The organism is Lysinibacillus sp. SGAir0095 (assembly GCF_005491425.1).
GTDB lineage: Bacteria > Bacillota > Bacilli > Bacillales_A > Planococcaceae > Ureibacillus.
On record NZ_CP028083.1, the window covers coordinates 2,254,331 to 2,271,219 of the forward strand.

The following is a 16,889-nucleotide window of genomic DNA, read 5'->3' on the forward strand; positions in this document are numbered from 1 at the left end:
CCGCCTTTATCCTCTCGTTTGGCAATTCTGAGTCTAATTGAACTTGGGACATGCGAATCACTTCCTTTTCTTGAAACAAGAATTTTGATGCACTTTTTATTTCGCTCTAATTCGTGGATCAACCCAGCCATACATAATATCAACAATTAAGTTAACTAGTAAGAACATTCCACCAAATACCAATACAGTCGATTGTACAATTGGGTAATCTCTTATTAATACTGATTCAAAAATCAAACTTCCTAGTCCTGGAAGCGCAAAAATTGATTCAAGCACTACTGTTCCACCTAGCAAATAGCCAATTTGTAAGCCGATTAAGGTAATAACGGATACTAAAGAGTTTCTAAGAGCGTGTCTGAAGATTACGATCATTTCTTTTGCGCCCTTCGCACGTACGGTTCTAATAAACTCGGAATGTAATACTTCGAGAACAGCAGACCTTGTCATACGTACGATACTCGCACTTAGTGTGATAGCTAAACAGATTGCCGGTAAAAACATTTGTTGTATATTTACTAAAGGATTATCTAAAAAAGATTGATACCCTAACGGTGGAATCCAGTTTAAAATTAAGGATAATCCAGTTAGCAAAATGAGTGCTAACCAGAAATTAGGAATAGATAAACCACCTATTGAAATTATTTTTAAGAAGTGATCAATAAATGAATTCTGTTTAACTGCAGAAATAACCCCAATTGGTATACCAATAATGATAGCTAAAACGATTGATAGGATTGCCAATTGTATGGTTACTGGCAGCCTTTCTAAAATAATTTCTGATACTTGTTGACCTGACCAAAGTGAATTTCCTAAATCACCTTGTACGGCTTTCGATGCCCAATCTACTAGTTGACCGATTACACTTTTATCCAGCCCCATTTCAGCTTTCAATGCTTCCATTTGCTCTGGCGTTGCCCCTGAATTAGCTAATTGGAGTGTAACAACATCACCAGGAACTGCTCTCATGATGATAAAAATAAAAGTTGTCATTATAAATAGAACGAATATTCCGAATATTAAACGTCTAACGATATATTCAATCATGCCTTTTGCTCCTCTCCATAGAGATGACATGAAACCGTATGACCATTTGAAATGGCTTTTAGTTCAGGTTTTTGTTGTTTACAAATATCCATAGCTGCTGGACATCGTGTATGGAATTTGCAACCGGATGGTGGATTGGATGGACTTGGTACTTCACCGCTTAATATAATTCGATCCGGTTCGATTTCTGGGTTCGGAATTGGCACAGCTGAAATCAATGCTTGAGAATAAGGGTGTAAAGGCTCCTCAAATAACGTATCGGAATCCGTTACTTCAACAATTTCACCAAGATACATCACAGCAATCCGATCGGAAATGTATTTGACCACATTCAAATCATGAGAGATGAATAAATAGGATAATCCCAATTTTAGTTGAAGGTCTTTTAATAGATTTAAAATTTGCGCTTGAACGGAAACATCTAATGCCGATACAGCCTCATCACAAATTAAGAGGTCAGGTTCTGTTGCCAAAGCTCTAGCAATACCAATTCTTTGACGTTGTCCCCCTGAGAATTGATGTGGAAATTTATGCATATCATTTTTCGATAATCCAACGATTTCAAGGAGTTCTCCTACCCGTTGACGTTTAGCAACTCCTTTTGCTAAATTGTGAACTTCTAAAGGTTCACCAATAATATCTAATATTGTCATTCTTGGATTTAACGAACTATAAGGATCTTGGAAAACAAATTGAATACGTTTTCTTATCGCTTTTTTATCTTTTCGATTCGAGCTTGATAGCTGTTTTCCGTCAAAACTTACAGCACCATTCGTTGATTCAATTAGCCCTGTTATTAAACGCCCCACCGTTGACTTCCCGCAGCCCGATTCTCCAACAAGCCCCAGAACTTCGCCTTTATGAATATTCAGTGATACCCCATCAACTGCCTTCACATGACCAACAGTTCTAGACAAAATTCCTTTTGTAATAGGGAAATGTTTTTGCAGGTTATTTACATCTAAGAGCAATTGTTTGTTTACAAGATGTTCATTCACTTCGAAGTTTGAATCTTGTTCTTCAATTAATGTAGGAATTTCCCTTTTATCTTGCAGACTCGGATCGGCAATCCAGCACTTACTCACTCGATTTTCCCCTAGTTCAAATAGTGGAGGCTCATCAATTTTACATTTCTCTGAAGCTAGGGGACATCTTGGGTGAAAACGGCAGCCTGATGGTATTTCTCTTAAGCTTGGTACATTCCCTTTAATTGTGAGTAGTCTACGATTTTTGTCCGTATCTATTTTGGGAATACTCCTCATGAGTGCCTCAGTATACGGATGTTGTGGTTTTTGGAATAACTCCTTCACATCAGATTGTTCAACAACCTGCCCAGCATAGACTACAACCACTTTGTCAGCCATTTCGGCTACAACTCCTAAATCGTGAGTTACTAAAATGATCGCCGTTCCAAATTGTGATTGTAAATCTTTTAATAACTCCATTATCTGGGCTTGAACGGTTACATCAAGAGCCGTAGTTGGTTCATCAGCGATAATTAAATTAGGTCTGCAGGCAAGCGCAATGGCAATCATTACCCTCTGTCTTTGCCCCCCGGAAAGCTGATGGGGATAAGCGTCGATTCTACTTTCTGGATCAGGCAAACCAACTAGTTTTAATAATTCAAGTGCTCGATCTCGCAGTTCTTGTTTGCTTAAGTCTTCATGAATCTTAATCGTCTCGATAATCTGATCGCCAATGGTGTAAACAGGGTCCAGACATGTCATTGGATCCTGAAAAATCATCGCAATCTCGTTTCCTCGAATCTTTCGAATCTCTTCTGTACTTAAATCCTTCAAATTCAAATCGTTAAATAAGATTTTTCCTGAAGTTACTTCGCCATTACTATCTAATAATCTTAGTATGGATAGCGCAGAAACACTTTTTCCAGATCCTGATTCTCCTACTATCGCAACTGTTTCTCCTTTTGATATACTAAAGGATACACCATCAACGGCCTCTAAATTGCCAGCCCTCGTTTTGAAAACAGTTTTCATCTCTTCCACTTTTAAAAGTGTATTAGAGTTTTCGGCCAATCAAATTCCCCCTTTCAAGTGTATTTCATCCCTCTTAGTCTAGAGTAAGGCTTGCAAATCTCTCTCTTAGCTTAGTTTTCAATATCTTTCCTACACCATTTCTAGGAAGTTCATCGATAAACTCGACATGTCGAGGTGTTTTATATTTGGCTAGATTCTTTTGACAATATTGAATTAGTTCTTGCTCGATTACATTTGCTTCAGGTTTCTTTACAATACAAGCAAGAATTTCTTCACCCATTCTTTCAGAAGGAATACCGATTACCGCTGCCTCAAGAACTGCCTCATGTTTGACTAATAATTCTTCTAAATCACGTGGATATACATTAAACCCACCTCGAATAATTAAATCCTTTTTACGATCCACTATATATAAATAACCATCTTCATCAACCTTTGCCATATCACCTGTATGAAGCCAACCATTAACTAAAGCCTTTTTTGTCGCTTCTTCATTTTTATAGTAACCAGGTGTGACATTATCACCTTGAACTAATAATTCACCAACCTCACCAACAGGTACTTCGTGCCCTTGTTCATTGACAATTTTAATAGCTACACCTGGCATTGGAATTCCTACAGAGCCTTCTTTGATTGGCATATTATTTCGTTGGGAAGCTACACCTGGGGATGCTTCAGAAAGTCCATAAGCATCTCGTACTTCAGCTCCAAATTTCTCTTTAAATTTTTGTCGTAAACTAATCGCAAGAGCTGCAGAACCAGAACCAACTGTTTCCAAGCTCGATAGATCATAGTTCTCAGCGCTTGTGTCGTATAGCATTGCGTGGACCATTGCTGGTACAGCTGCAAAAGATTTTACTTTATACTTCTCAATTACTTTAAATATTTCCTCTGCTTCAAATTTAGAGAAAATAACGACAGAATTTCCAAGTAGGAGCATCCCGTTCATAATTCCAAATCCATAGATATGTGCTAATGGAAGAACGCCGATTGTTGTGGCACTTGTCTCATCTTCTTCTCTTAGCGCTACTCCTGACATGGAATTTGCATATAGATTTTTATGAGTTAGCATAACACCCTTTGGTGCACCAGTTGTTCCAGACGTATATAATATAACTGCAACATCCGATTCTTCCATTTTCAATGATGAATTATCAAAGAGCGGCATATTAGAGAGAGCCTCATCCCACACAATCACCTCGAGTCCATCTGGAAGTACTGTTTCATTTGGTTGGTCAATAGAAATTACCTTTGGTTTAACATCTAACCCTTTTGTTGCTCCGTTAATTTTTTCTAAAAGAACGGAAGATGTAATAACCACTTTTGCTTCAGAATTTTTTAATATAAAGTTAATTTCATTTTCGTGTAGCAGGTACATTACTGGAACAATGATTCCACCAACTCCTAATACTCCTTGATAGGAGAAAATTACTTCTGGAGAATTCGGCATGCAAATAAGAACTCGATCCCCTTTCCCTACTCCAAGGGAATGGACTAAACTTGAAACTTTTTTACAAATAATTTCCGTTTCCTTATTTGTATAAGTTTTCTCGTTGTAGTAAAGAAGGTTATACTCACCAAACTTTTCAATATTTTCACCCAATAATTCAGTTAATAGCATGTTATCCTCCTAATTTCATTTACTATTTTCATAGTAAGGATTTTTAATCGATGTACCTTAGCGTATTTGTGCGACCAGGTTTCAAATCTCTTTGCATACGCCAAAGGCTTTAACCTCATTGGAGTCATGGTGATTACCTACTAGTTTTGAGTTACATTACAATCAACTCGCCACTTTCGAAGTGAGACTACTTCTGAACTGAGGTTAAACGTTTTCATTTTAAGGAGCCAACTTTTAGCTAATTATGAGTTACTAGTGTCTTTTCGATCTGGTAGAGGAATTTGTACTTTGTGTTGATAAGCAGTTAAATATGCTACGCCAACCAGCAGTGCAGTAATTATTGCGGAAGTTATAAATGGAGCTGACGCCAGGAATACGAACACCCATCCACCCCAAAGTGGTCCTAGTATTCTTCCCAGACTATCCATAGAGTTTTGTAATCCCATTGTGATGCCTTGCCCCATTTCGTTACGCTTTGATAGCATGGCGATTGTTGTTGGACGTACTAACGACTGACCTAAGCCTGTTAATACACAACCAAATATAGCGAACCAGATAAATGGTGCAAAACTGATAAAGCAATATCCAATTGCTGTAATGATTAAGCCTATTTTCGTAATGGTATCTTCATCCCATATCTCATTGCACTTCTTAAGTAAAAAGAATTGCACGACAACTGAAGTACCCGCCTGCGCACTAAAGGCTAAACTAACAAATACTGGGGTAGCCTCAAATCTTTCAATCATAAAGTAACCGAGTAATCCAAAGAAACTTGAGGCAGCAATGGATAATCCAAGAATAATTGTATAATGGTTCCAATAACCAGGCCTTGTAACCATTAATAGTGATTGCCAAAACGAAATGGTTTCTTTATTTTGAAGAGAGTCTTTCGTTTCTTCTGTGTCGTCTTCAATTTTCTTATCATGAATGTAAAAATGAGCAAATGGTAGAGTAATCAAAGCTAGCGATCCTGCGATGATGAAAGGAACAACTACACCTAGTGGTGAAAACAAACCACCTATAGCTGGACCACACAAAAAGCCAAGACCATTGACCGCTCCCATTTTTGCAATGGCTTCATTTCTATTCTCTTTTGTCGTTTGATCTGCTACCATGGAAAAAGCAGCAGGGTGAGCACCAGATGAGATGGCTGCCCCAATTAACCTTACTAATAATAATTGCCAATAGTTTTGAGCAAAAATTAACAGAAGGAAGGCTATACCAAAACCTAGAACTCCCATCATTAACACTGGTTTTCTTCCTATTTTATCAGCCAAACGACCCCATAATGGTGAAGTAATCATCTGTGCAATGGCCCAAGCAATGATTAATGATGACATTTGGACTGATGTTAAGTTTAAGTCGTCTGCTAAAAATGGCAATGTAGGAAGTACTATTCCATAACCTGTCATCGTTAAAAACATTATGAATCCTAGTAAAAAGAACGCCTTCCTATCCATCATAACTATTCATCTTCTTTCACTTTTTTTAGAAAAGCGAAAGGTGCTAGCTAGCTCCAAAAAACTGGCTCCCCTATTACCGGATTATTTTTCGCATTTACATTTCCTGAATAAATGAAAGAAGTATTGAAAAAACTTCCATGGATTTTGCAAAGGAATCCAGCAACCTTTTAGAGCTAGCACTTGCAGCTAGACACTTTTCTAATTCTAGAATTTTTTTAAATTCCATCTCTTTATTAAAGAAACGGAAGAAGATATTTCTTCCGTTTTGTGAATTTTGTTATTCTCGATGTCAGAGTTCTTTTACTTGAAAATATGGAAGAACTAAATCATTTTCTACCTCTTGAAATACAACAGAGACCTCCTGATCAATAGCAATCTGATCCTTGTCACCAAGTATTCTTGACATCATTCTTACACCCTCATCAAGTTCTATAATGCCTACAACAAAAGGTGCTTCACTTTTAAAGGGACCAAATGCTTGGTGCACAACAGTGTAACTATAGATCTTCCCATTTCCACAAGACTCCTGCCATCTAATTTTCTCTGAAAAACAGTGAGGGCAAATTGTTCGTGGATAAAAGATATATTGCTGACAATCATCACAATATTGAATGAATAGTTTTTCATTTTTTAATCCATCCCAATATGGTTTTGATTCTTCATCAATTGCAGATTGAACCAAATCTTTTATCATTTCAGTCCCCCCCTAAAATCACAGTTGATGTAGAGGAGAGAACTCCCCCTGTCCCGTGAACCAATGCAAGTTTGGCATTCTCTACTTGACGCGAGCTACACTCACCGCGCAACTGACGTACAGCTTCTATTAATAAGAAAATTCCATACATACCAGGGTGGCAATAGGATAAGCCTCCCCCATTGGTATTCATTGGGAAATCTCCACCCGGGGCTGTTCTTTGGCCGCTTACAAATGCTCCACCTTCACCAGGCTTACAGAAACCAAGTGCTTCAAGTGTCAGTAACACTGTGATGGTGAACGAATCATAAATTTCCGCCACATCAATCTCATCGTGAGAAATTCCAGCCATTTCAAATGCTCTTTTACCTGATTCTACGGCACTTGTAACCGTTAAATCTGGCATATTAGCAATTGTATTGTGAGAATGGGATTCTCCATGACCTAAAATCCACACTGGTTTTTTGTTTAGTTTGCTAGCAACATTACTGGAAGCTACAATTACTGCTCCACCCCCGTCTGTTACTAAACAACAATCCAATAAATGTAAAGGATCGGCTATTTTTCGCGAGTTTAACACATCTTCTATCGCAATGGGTTCTCTCATGTAAGCTTTTTCATTTAAAGCCGCCCATTTTCGAGTTGCCACTGCAATTTCTGCCAACTGCTCTGATGTTGTACCAAATTGATGCATATGACGCATGGCAGCTAATGCATAAGCGCCAACAGGTGTTGGCAATCCATAAGGCAATTCATACTGAGCTGTCAGTGGTGACTTAAACATTGAGTTGGAAGGATTGGTTTTGTTTGTACTTCCGTAAGTGATGAGAGCAACTTCAAATAAGCCTGCTTTAATGCCTGCAACAGCATGCCCAACGTGCGCTTCGAAAGATGAACCACCAATATTCGTAGAGTCTGTATATTTAGGTTGAATGCCTAGATATTCGGCCAACATAAGGTTTGGTGCCCACGCCCAATTTCCTGCTGTAAATACAGCATCAATATCATTTTTTGTTAACCCGGCATCCTCTAATGCTAATTTTGCAGCTTGAGCTTGGAGCTGTAAAACATTTTTGCCGGGGGTTTTACCAAGATCAGATTCCGCAACACCGACAATGGCCGCTATTCTATCTGATTTCATATTTGCCCCCCTTTTTTGTAGATTAACCAGCACTCCGGCTATCAGTAGGTTCATTCAAGAAAAGATTGTATAACTAAACGGTTAGTATTGTTACTTTAAAAAAACTGACCAGGTAGTATGTTTTAAAAAAATGAGTTAGTTACGTTTTATAACAATTCTCCAACCTTAGCATGGCCTTTTAATAGATTACGTGCAATTGTACGGCGTTGAATTTCATCTGTTCCCTCAAAGATTCGGACCAGTCTTAACTCTCTATACCAACGCTCGATTGGTAATTCTTTTGTATAGCCCATTCCTCCATGAATTTGAAGAACACGATCGACAACTTCATTTGCCATAATTCCACCATTCAACTTGGCCATAGATGACTGATGACGTGCATCCATTCCATTTTCAGTCATCCAAGCTGCTCTAAATACAATCCATTTAGCCGCTTCGATTTCAACCGCCGAATCGGCAATCATCCATTGAATAGCTTGACGTTCAGCAATAGGTTTTCCAAATGTATGACGCGTTTTTGAATAATCAATGGCCATTTGTAATAAACGTTCTGCCGTACCGATTGCTCCGGCTGGAATCATATAGCGACCTTGACCAATCCATTGCATTCCTAAGTTAAAGCCTTGCCCCAGTTCACCTAGAATGTTTTCCTCTGGAACACGGACATTATCGAATATGAGTGTAGCTGGTCCCCATTCGCCCATCGTATGAATAGGCTCAGATTCCCAACCCATATCTCTGTCCACAAGGAAGCATGTTACACCGCCGTTAGCACCTTTTTCTTTATCTGTAACCGCAAAAACCATTGCGAAGTCTGCTTCATTACCATTTGTAATAAATACCTTTTCACCATTTAAAACCCAATGGTCGCCATCTTTTACAGCCTGCATTGTAATACTTCTTGCATCTGACCCAGCACCTGGTTCAGTTAAAGCAAAGCACGAACGTCTATCCCCATTGATAGTTGGAATTAAATATTTCTCCTTCTGTTCCTCGTTGCATAAATAAAGAATATTGTCAGCTGAACCTCCAAAGTTAAAGGGAACAAAAGTTCGACCTAGCTCCATTGCGATTAATACTGACATAATCGGACCTAAATTAGCCCCTCCATATTCTTCCGGCGTATTAATACCCCAGAAACCAATTTCTTTTGCTTTTTCCCTTAATTCCTTTACTTTTTCACGGGAGATACCAGGTCTGCCTTCTCTTTCATTTTTTAATACCTCTTGCTCTAAAGGTTTCAGTTCTTTATTTACAAAGTCTCTAACTGTTTTTTGAATCATTTTTTGCTCATCTGTTAATGTAAAATCCATTTAAAACAACTCCCTAAAATCAAATTTTTTTGAGTACAAAATTGTTAAACATTGTTCACAATTTTTCGGAATACTCAGATATTACACGGTATGTAATTTACAGATTACTTATTCTAAAAAATAAAAGCGTTTTCATATTATTTTTTTCAAAGATATTTCTTCCTTAAAAAGCAACGTTTTGGATATTGATTTCTTTTGAGCAGAAAAAAGCCTCGTTCGTGTAAGTGAACAAGGCTTTCCATTATTTCTCTATTCAGTTTTCGGACATGAACTCTTGAATTCCTTTCAGGAAGCTATTTGGATCTTCTAACATTCCAAGGTGAGCTGTGTTTGTTTCTAATCTCTGGATGTTAGAATTCATCGTTTTAATTGGTTTAACAATTTTGTCCTGAGAGCCTTCAACAACTAATATAGGAATCGAAATGTTTTCAATTAAATTTTGTTGATTTGGCCGGTTTTTCATCGACTCTAAAGCTAGAATTAGTCCTTCTTCTGAAGCTCGATAAGCTATTTTTCGAGCGAAGTTAATTGTCTCTTTATTCGCTTGATCACTAAAAAACGCTTCAATTAACTGATCGACAAATTTTTCAACACCAATTTCAGGAATCTCAAGTTGTTGATTCGTCCGTTTTTCCTTTTGTTCCTCTGTATCAGATCCATCTGTTGTATACGCTAAGATTGCGTTAGAAATAGGTGCTATCTTTTTTTCTAGTGCAGCTAAAACAATATACCCTCCTAATGAATGGCCAAGCCAGGTCGCATTTGTGATATTTTCATGACGGAGAACTTCGGATACTTCCCTTGCATAATCGTAAACTGAATAGCTTTCTCTTTCTACTTTGCTTTGTCCATGACCAGGTAAATCCACTGCAACTACATCATAAGATTTTGTCAGTTCTTCCAAAATAGGACTGAAAATCTCTGCATCACCTAAAAAACCATGCACTAACACAAGCTTTTCACCTGTACCTTTTCTAGTGTAATGTAACATTTTTATTCCCCTCTCCAATTTCTCTACATTACTATTACCCAAAACTAAATAGAAATAACAAATACGTGTCTATTTAGAATTGTTTTCACTTATTTACTCTTATTAGACATGAAATGTGGTTTTAATTCTACGAGGTTAATCATATATGAAAATATTTAGCGTAAAATTAATAGTATAATGATCCAATAATTGGGGGAATTGTGATGAAAAAAAAGAAATTTCTATTAATCGTGTTATCGCTTTTAGTTTTATTTGCCGGCTTTACTCTTACTAAGTCTTTTCTAGTATCATCTAAGCAACCAGCCCCGGTTCCAACCTCTGTTGTAATTAATGAAGAGAAAGCTATACAAAATTTTTCGAAAGCGCTTACGTATAAAACGATTTCATTTCAAGAAAGAGAGAAATTCGATTTAAAGGAATTTGACAAATTTATTGCTTTCTTAAAGGATAGCTACCCAAATGTACACGAAAAACTAGATTTAGAAATGGTAAATGATTATGGGCTTGTTTTTAAATGGATAGGATCACAATCAAATAAAAAACCGATTGGCTTAACAAGTCATTATGATGTAGTTCCTGTACTTAGTGGAACTGAATCAAATTGGGAAAATGACCCATTTAGTGGTGCGATTAAAGATGGATTCATTTGGGGACGTGGAACATTAGACGATAAAATTGGTGTCATAGGCATATTGGAAGCTGCTGAATACTTGCTAACAGAGGGATTTACTCCCTCAAGAGATATCTATTTTATGTTTGGATTTGATGAAGAAATCGGTGGAGATTTAGGCGCAAAAGCAATTGCAGAAAAATTAAAGCAACGTGGCATCCAGTTCGATTTTGTTCTTGATGAAGGTGGGGCCATTGTTGAGAACATGGTACCCGGTGTAGAGCAACCCGTTGGAGTTGTTGGGATTTCAGAAAAAGGCTCTGCAACAGCAACGCTTTCTATTATAGGCAGCGGAGGACATTCCTCCCAGCCTAAAGATCGAACAAATATTGGACGCATTGCAAGCGCAATTTCTAAATTAGAAGAAACTCAATTTGATGGTAAACTACGAGGTCCTGGCAATGATTTATTTGAATTTGTTGCTCCTGAAATGAATTTTGGTATGAAGTATGTATTTGCTAATAAACTTCTATTTAAACCTATTATTGAACAAATTTTACTTAAAGAACCTGCTACAGCTGCACTCATACGCACAACTATTGCCCCTACGATTTTTCAAGCTGGTGAACAATACAATGCATTGCCAGAGGAAGCGTCTGCAATTATTAATTTACGACTAATGCCAGGAGACTCGCTTGAAGATGTTAAAGAATTTATTGTCAATACAATAGATGATGGAGAAATCACAGTTACTGTAACAGGTACCGAAGCTTCTAGTATTTCTTCAACAGAAGGTCCACAATTTGAGGCAATACAGCAAGCAGCACGAAATGTTTATAATGATAGCATTATTGCACCGTATTTGATGTTTGCAGGTTCAGATGCCAAACATTACGACAGTATTTCCGATAATACTTACCGCTTCCTACCAGTTCAAATTAGCTCCGATGATTTAAACCGGATGCACGGAACAAATGAACACATAAGTATTAAAAACTACATTAATGCCATTAAATTTTATATAGAAATTATGAAAGTAACAAATCAACAATAATCCAAATCATGGGCATTCGTTAAGTTAACGTTTGCCTTTTTTTTATTTAATAACATAAGAAATAAAAGGTTAGATTTTTCTCCAACCTTTTGCTATCTAAATTATCATATACAATTTATTCATAAGGATTATTGAGAATTTTTATTCAATGACCTTCTAAAGGTATGTAGAAGATAATTTTACGGCTTTAGATATAAACCCTGAATATATTGAGAACTAATTATTTGAGTACGAAGATCCACTATTTCTAACTAATACGGATTAGTTGGATGATATACGCTTATAAAAAACTGTACCTGACTTGTGGCAAGAGCGAGTGCTCTTATAAACAAAGCATTTTGAGCAGTTAATGCTAATTCTGAATTTGCTGGAACAATTTCTTCAACTAGCACTTCGTCATCATCTTCAATACTTATTAGCACATCATTATCAGACATATTACGTGCAATGACGGTTAAAAGAAGTGGTGCTCGCATGGGTGATGCTGGGGCTGCATATATGAGTGTGTAATCTTGATTCTTTGGTGCTTCTTCAACCATCTCAGTTTCAAGGAGAAAAGTGGAGGAATCATCAAAATTGATATCCTCTTCAGTAGTATTAGCTATCGTATTTTCTTCTATTATTAGCTTCTGTTCTCCACCTATTGACGCATTCACACAAAAATTTTGAGCGATGATGAGCGAATTCCTCTCAAAAATCACTTCACTTTCAATTCGATTACTTCCACGATTATCATTTGTATCTTTATTGGAATTCCAGTCTAAACTCACTCTCAGCCCTCCTTCTATTTACTAATTAATGCTGTACCTAGTTAATTGTTAGGGCTAATGAATTAATAAAAAGAAAAAATGTAATAAATTTAACTACTCCCAAAAAAACTATGAAGGGATTGCAAATAAAAATAAGCACAAAATATATAGTGGAGGTGAAAAAGATATGGCGAAAAAGTCGAGAACTACTTTTAGAAAGATGAGAAAACCGCACAAACAAAACAGCAGTGAGGAAATCTCGCAGGAACAAAATTTCGAAAAAGCATTAAAAAAAATTGAATTTCAGAATAATAAGATTAACGATTAGACTTTAAGTTTTTCCGCTATAACAATAAATAATCTTTCTAACCCTCACTAAAAGGTCTCTTTTATCAAGAGACCTTTTTATCTCGAAATAATATCTCCTTAAAGACATCATTCACCAAAACCCAATTTTTATACAGAATAAGGAAAATGAACGCGCTTTCATACCATTTCATTCCATTTTTAAATAGATATTGATAATTCGTGAACTTTATGTGAATAACTTTTGAATAGACAGTGAACCTTTTGTGAATTCGATTTTAAATCGAAGTTTTTACTATTCCAAAGCTTAAAATAGAGTTATAGTGTTGGAGGAAGTCAATGGGTGATTTTCTTTTGACTAATAAGGGAAGGTGAATATTTTTATGATAAAAAAATGGACATTATTAACGTCCATGATGGCACTTGTCTTTGTACTAGCTGGGTGTGAACCTCTTTTAGTATTAGATCCAAAGGGTCCACAGGCCGAAAGACAAGCGAATGATATTATATTATCAATCGGCATCATGTCTATTATTGTAGTCGTTGTCATGGCTATCTTAGTATTTATTCTATTTAAATACAGAGCTTCAAATCTACCGGACGATTACGAGCCACCACACATCCATGGGAATAAATGGGTCGAAATAGTTTGTGTTGGTGTTCCAATATTAATAGTAGCTTATCTATCATTTGTCTCTGTAAAAAGTAACTATATTGTTGAATCAACACCAGAAGGTTATGAAAATCAAGAACCCTTAGTTATATATGCTTCCTCTTCTGATTGGAAATGGCACTTTAGTTATCCAGAAGAAGGTATAGAAACAGTGAACTACCTTTATATTCCGACAGATCGTCCAATAGAATTTAAACTGTATTCTTATGGTCCAATTACAAGCTTCTGGATTCCACAACTTGGTGGTCAGAAATATGCAATGTCTGATATGGTGACAACTCTACACTTAGCAGCAGATGAAGCTGGGGAGTATATGGGTCGAAATGCAAACTTCAGTGGTAAAGGATTTGCTGAAAATACGTTTAATGTAACAGCAATGCCACAAGCCGATTTTAATGATTGGATTGAAGAAGTTTACCAAACTGCGGAACCAATTACTGAAAGTCAATTTGAAGAATTACTTGAACCTGGTCATCTTGGACAAATGACATTCACAGGAACACATTTAGAATTTAGTCCTGCTCCAGAACATGCTCATAATGAAGTTTCTGATGAAGACAATAACGAAAGTCACGAACATTCAAATCATGAAAATCATACTGAAGATGAAACAGACCACAGTGGTCATTAATTTGAAAAGATAGAGACTAGTTTTATAGACTCGTTTTTATCTTGAAAGGAGAAACAAGGATGGAATTCTTTGAACGATTTGCCATACCTCATCCAAGTCCAGCAATTTATGCCTCAATGGTTGCCATTGTTTTAGTTAGTATTGGAATTGTTGCAGGCTTAACATACTTCAAAAAATGGGGTTATTTATGGCGCGAATGGCTAACAACTGTCGACCATAAAAAAATTGGGATTATGTACTTAGTCTCTGCCCTTCTAATGTTATTCCGCGGTGGTGCTGATGCAATTATGATGCGTGCTCAGCTCTCTGCGCCAGATATGAAATTATTAGATGCTCAACACTATAACGAGATCTTTACTACTCATGGTGTTGTTATGATTATCTTTATGGCCATGCCATTTATCTTTGCCTTTATGAACTTAATCGTGCCCCTGCAAATTGGTGCACGTGACGTGGCATTCCCACGCTTAAATGCTTTAAGCTTCTGGCTATTCTTTGCCGGAGCAATGTTATTTAACATTTCATTTGTAATTGGTGGTTCACCAGATGCAGGATGGACTTCTTACTTCCCTCTTGCAGGAAATGATTTCAGTGAATCCGTTGGTACAAACTATTATATGTTAGCAATTCAAATCTCAGGTATTGGTTCCTTAATGACAGGTATTAACATGTGTACGACAATTTTAAAAATGCGTGCACCTGGCATGACTCTCATGAAAATGCCTATGTTTACATGGTCTGCTTTTATTGCTAACGTTATTATTGTTTTCGCATTCCCTGTTTTAACAGTTGCATTAATTATGGGTACAACAGACCGTTTATTTGCAACAAACTTCTTTACTACTAGTAACGGTGGTATGGATATGCTTTGGGCCAACTTCTTCTGGATCTGGGGACACCCTGAAGTATATATCTTGATCTTACCAGCATTTGGTCTTTACAGTGAGATTATTTCAACATTCTCAAGACGTAACCTTTATGGCTATTCTTCTATGGTATGGTCTATGGTACTGATCTCCCTTCTATCGTTCTTAGTTTGGACTCACCACTTCTTTACGATGGGGCAAGGAGCACTAACAAACAGTATCTTCTCCATTACAACAATGGCGATTGCTGTACCAACAGGGGTTAAGATCTTTAACTGGTTATTTACGATGTGGAAAGGGAAAATCCGCTTTACAGTGCCAATGCTTTATTCCATCGGTTTCATTCCATTATTTACAATCGGTGGGGTTACAGGAGTAATGCTTGCAATGTCAGCGGCAGACTATCAATATCATAATACAATGTTCTTAGTTGCCCATTTCCATAACACGATTATTCCTGGTGTTGTATTCGCTATGCTAGCTGGTTTAACTTTCTACTGGCCAAAATTCTTTGGTTTCATGTTAAACGAAAAAATTGGGAAAGTAACTTTCTGGTTATTAACAGTTGGTTTTGTACTTGCCTTCTTCCCTATGTATATTACTGGTTTAGACGGTCAAGCACGTCGTATGTACACTTATTCTGAAGCTACTGGCTTTGGTGCATTAAATATGTTGTCATTTGTCGGTGCTGCTCTTATGGCTATCGGATTTGTGACAATTGTTTATAACGTTTACTATAGCTTTAAAAACTCATCAAGAGATATCGGAAGTGACCCATGGGATGCTCGCTCATTAGAATGGGCTACTCACACGCCAGTACCAGAATACAATTTTGCTAGAACACCACAGATCAGTTCAAGCGAAACATTCTGGGATTCAAAGAAAAATGGTCATGTATTGTTCAAAGGCGAAATCGAAGAAATTCATATGCCAAACAATAGTGGTGTACCATTTGTGATGGGGATTATCTTCTTCATCGCAGGATTCTCATTTATCTTTGCACTTTGGGTTCCAGCTGTGATTGGACTAATCGGTATCTTCATTTGTATGGCGATGCGTTCATTTGAAAAGGATCATGGACGACATATTTCTGTGAAAGAAATTAAAGAAACTGAAGAAAAGCTTGGAGGTGCAAAATAATGCATATCGATAATTCGCAGCCTCTTGAGTATAGTACTCAACAAAATCAGCTAAACATTTTAGGATTTTGGATTTTCTTAGGTGCTGAAATTATGCTGTTTGCTACCCTATTTACTGCCTACTTCACACTTGAAGGCCGTACAGGTTCAGGTCCAGCTCCTGCAGAGATTTTTGAAATCACGCCAGTTCTTATTGAAACGCTTGTATTATTAACAAGTAGTTTCACAATTGGACTCGGTATTCATGCAATGAGACTTGGTCGCAAAAATGCAATGCTTACATTCTTTGCCATTACCCTATTACTTGGACTTTGTTTCTTAGGAGTAGAGATTTATGAATTTATGCATTACTACCATGTTGGGGCAACATATCAAACAAGTGCCTTTACTGCAGCACTATTAACAACATTAGGAACACACGGTGGCCACGTAACATTAGGGTTATTCTGGGGAACGTTTATTATCCTTCAGGTTAAAAAACGTGGTTTAACACCTGAAACAGCAAATAAATCATTTATCTTCTCTCTTTACTGGCATTTCTTAGATGTAGTTTGGATTTTCATCTTCAGCTTCATCTATCTGAAAGGAATGATGTAA

The 16,889-nt window shown here is 37.0% G+C and carries 13 protein-coding genes; 4 read left to right on the forward strand and 9 right to left on the reverse strand.

Features of this window, described 5'->3' with window-relative positions; translation table 11 throughout:
* Positions 1-96 precede the first annotated feature (96 nt).
* The 8 genes from C1N55_RS11050 to C1N55_RS11085 form a co-directional block, all read right to left on the reverse strand.
* Positions 97-1,044 carry an ABC transporter permease gene (locus C1N55_RS11050; RefSeq protein ID WP_137728878.1) on the reverse strand — a complete coding sequence of 316 codons (948 nt, stop codon included), beginning with the start codon at positions 1,042-1,044 and terminating at the stop codon, positions 97-99.
* Entirely contained in the window at positions 1,041-3,080 is a 2,040-nt protein-coding gene (locus C1N55_RS20950) for an ABC transporter ATP-binding protein (RefSeq protein WP_137728879.1), read from the reverse strand. Before C1N55_RS20950 ends, C1N55_RS11050 begins: the two co-directional genes overlap by 4 nt.
* A 34-nt stretch (positions 3,081-3,114) precedes the next feature.
* Complete coding sequence (locus C1N55_RS11060) at positions 3,115-4,662, reverse strand: class I adenylate-forming enzyme family protein (protein ID WP_137728880.1); 1,548 nt, start codon at positions 4,660-4,662, stop codon at positions 3,115-3,117.
* Positions 4,663-4,904: 242 nt separating this feature from the next.
* On the reverse strand, positions 4,905-6,125 hold the full coding sequence (locus C1N55_RS11065; RefSeq protein WP_137728881.1) for an MFS transporter: 1,221 nt from the start codon (positions 6,123-6,125) through the stop codon (positions 4,905-4,907).
* Between the two features lie 289 nt (positions 6,126-6,414).
* Positions 6,415-6,819: a Zn-ribbon domain-containing OB-fold protein gene (locus C1N55_RS11070; RefSeq protein ID WP_137728882.1), complete on the reverse strand. Its 405-nt coding sequence runs from the start codon at positions 6,817-6,819 to the stop codon at positions 6,415-6,417.
* A gap of 1 nt (position 6,820) precedes the next feature.
* The gene (locus tag C1N55_RS11075) at positions 6,821-7,960 is read right to left on the reverse strand and encodes an acetyl-CoA acetyltransferase (RefSeq protein WP_137728883.1); all 1,140 of its coding nucleotides are present in this window, start codon (positions 7,958-7,960) and stop codon (positions 6,821-6,823) included.
* Positions 7,961-8,106: 146 nt separating this feature from the next.
* Positions 8,107-9,273 carry an acyl-CoA dehydrogenase family protein gene (locus C1N55_RS11080; RefSeq protein WP_137728884.1) on the reverse strand — a complete coding sequence of 389 codons (1,167 nt, stop codon included), beginning with the start codon at positions 9,271-9,273 and terminating at the stop codon, positions 8,107-8,109.
* Positions 9,274-9,526: 253 nt separating this feature from the next.
* Positions 9,527-10,264 (reverse strand): alpha/beta fold hydrolase, encoded by a 738-nt coding sequence (locus C1N55_RS11085; RefSeq protein WP_137728885.1) that lies wholly within the window; start codon positions 10,262-10,264, stop codon positions 9,527-9,529.
* A 203-nt stretch (positions 10,265-10,467) separates the two neighbouring features.
* Here C1N55_RS11085 and C1N55_RS11090 point away from each other — a divergent pair, with 203 nt between their 5' ends.
* Entirely contained in the window at positions 10,468-11,928 is a 1,461-nt protein-coding gene (locus C1N55_RS11090) for a M20 family peptidase (RefSeq protein WP_137728886.1), read from the forward strand.
* Positions 11,929-12,179: 251 nt separating this feature from the next.
* Here C1N55_RS11090 and C1N55_RS11095 read toward each other — a convergent pair whose 3' ends face one another.
* Positions 12,180-12,698 (reverse strand): hypothetical protein, encoded by a 519-nt coding sequence (locus tag C1N55_RS11095; protein ID WP_137728887.1) that lies wholly within the window; start codon positions 12,696-12,698, stop codon positions 12,180-12,182.
* A gap of 668 nt (positions 12,699-13,366) precedes the next feature.
* On the opposite strand from C1N55_RS11095, the gene qoxA reads away from it, so the two are divergent.
* From qoxA to qoxC, 3 genes are read left to right on the forward strand one after another with little or no spacing between them, the layout of a single operon-like run.
* Positions 13,367-14,287 carry a cytochrome aa3 quinol oxidase subunit II gene (gene qoxA / locus C1N55_RS11100; protein ID WP_137728888.1) on the forward strand — a complete coding sequence of 307 codons (921 nt, stop codon included), beginning with the start codon at positions 13,367-13,369 and terminating at the stop codon, positions 14,285-14,287.
* 59 nt (positions 14,288-14,346) lie between these two features.
* Entirely contained in the window at positions 14,347-16,293 is a 1,947-nt protein-coding gene (gene qoxB, locus C1N55_RS11105) for a cytochrome aa3 quinol oxidase subunit I (protein ID WP_137728889.1), read from the forward strand.
* Positions 16,293-16,889: a cytochrome aa3 quinol oxidase subunit III gene (qoxC, locus tag C1N55_RS11110; RefSeq protein ID WP_137728890.1), complete on the forward strand. Its 597-nt coding sequence runs from the start codon at positions 16,293-16,295 to the stop codon at positions 16,887-16,889. Before qoxB ends, qoxC begins: the two co-directional genes overlap by 1 nt.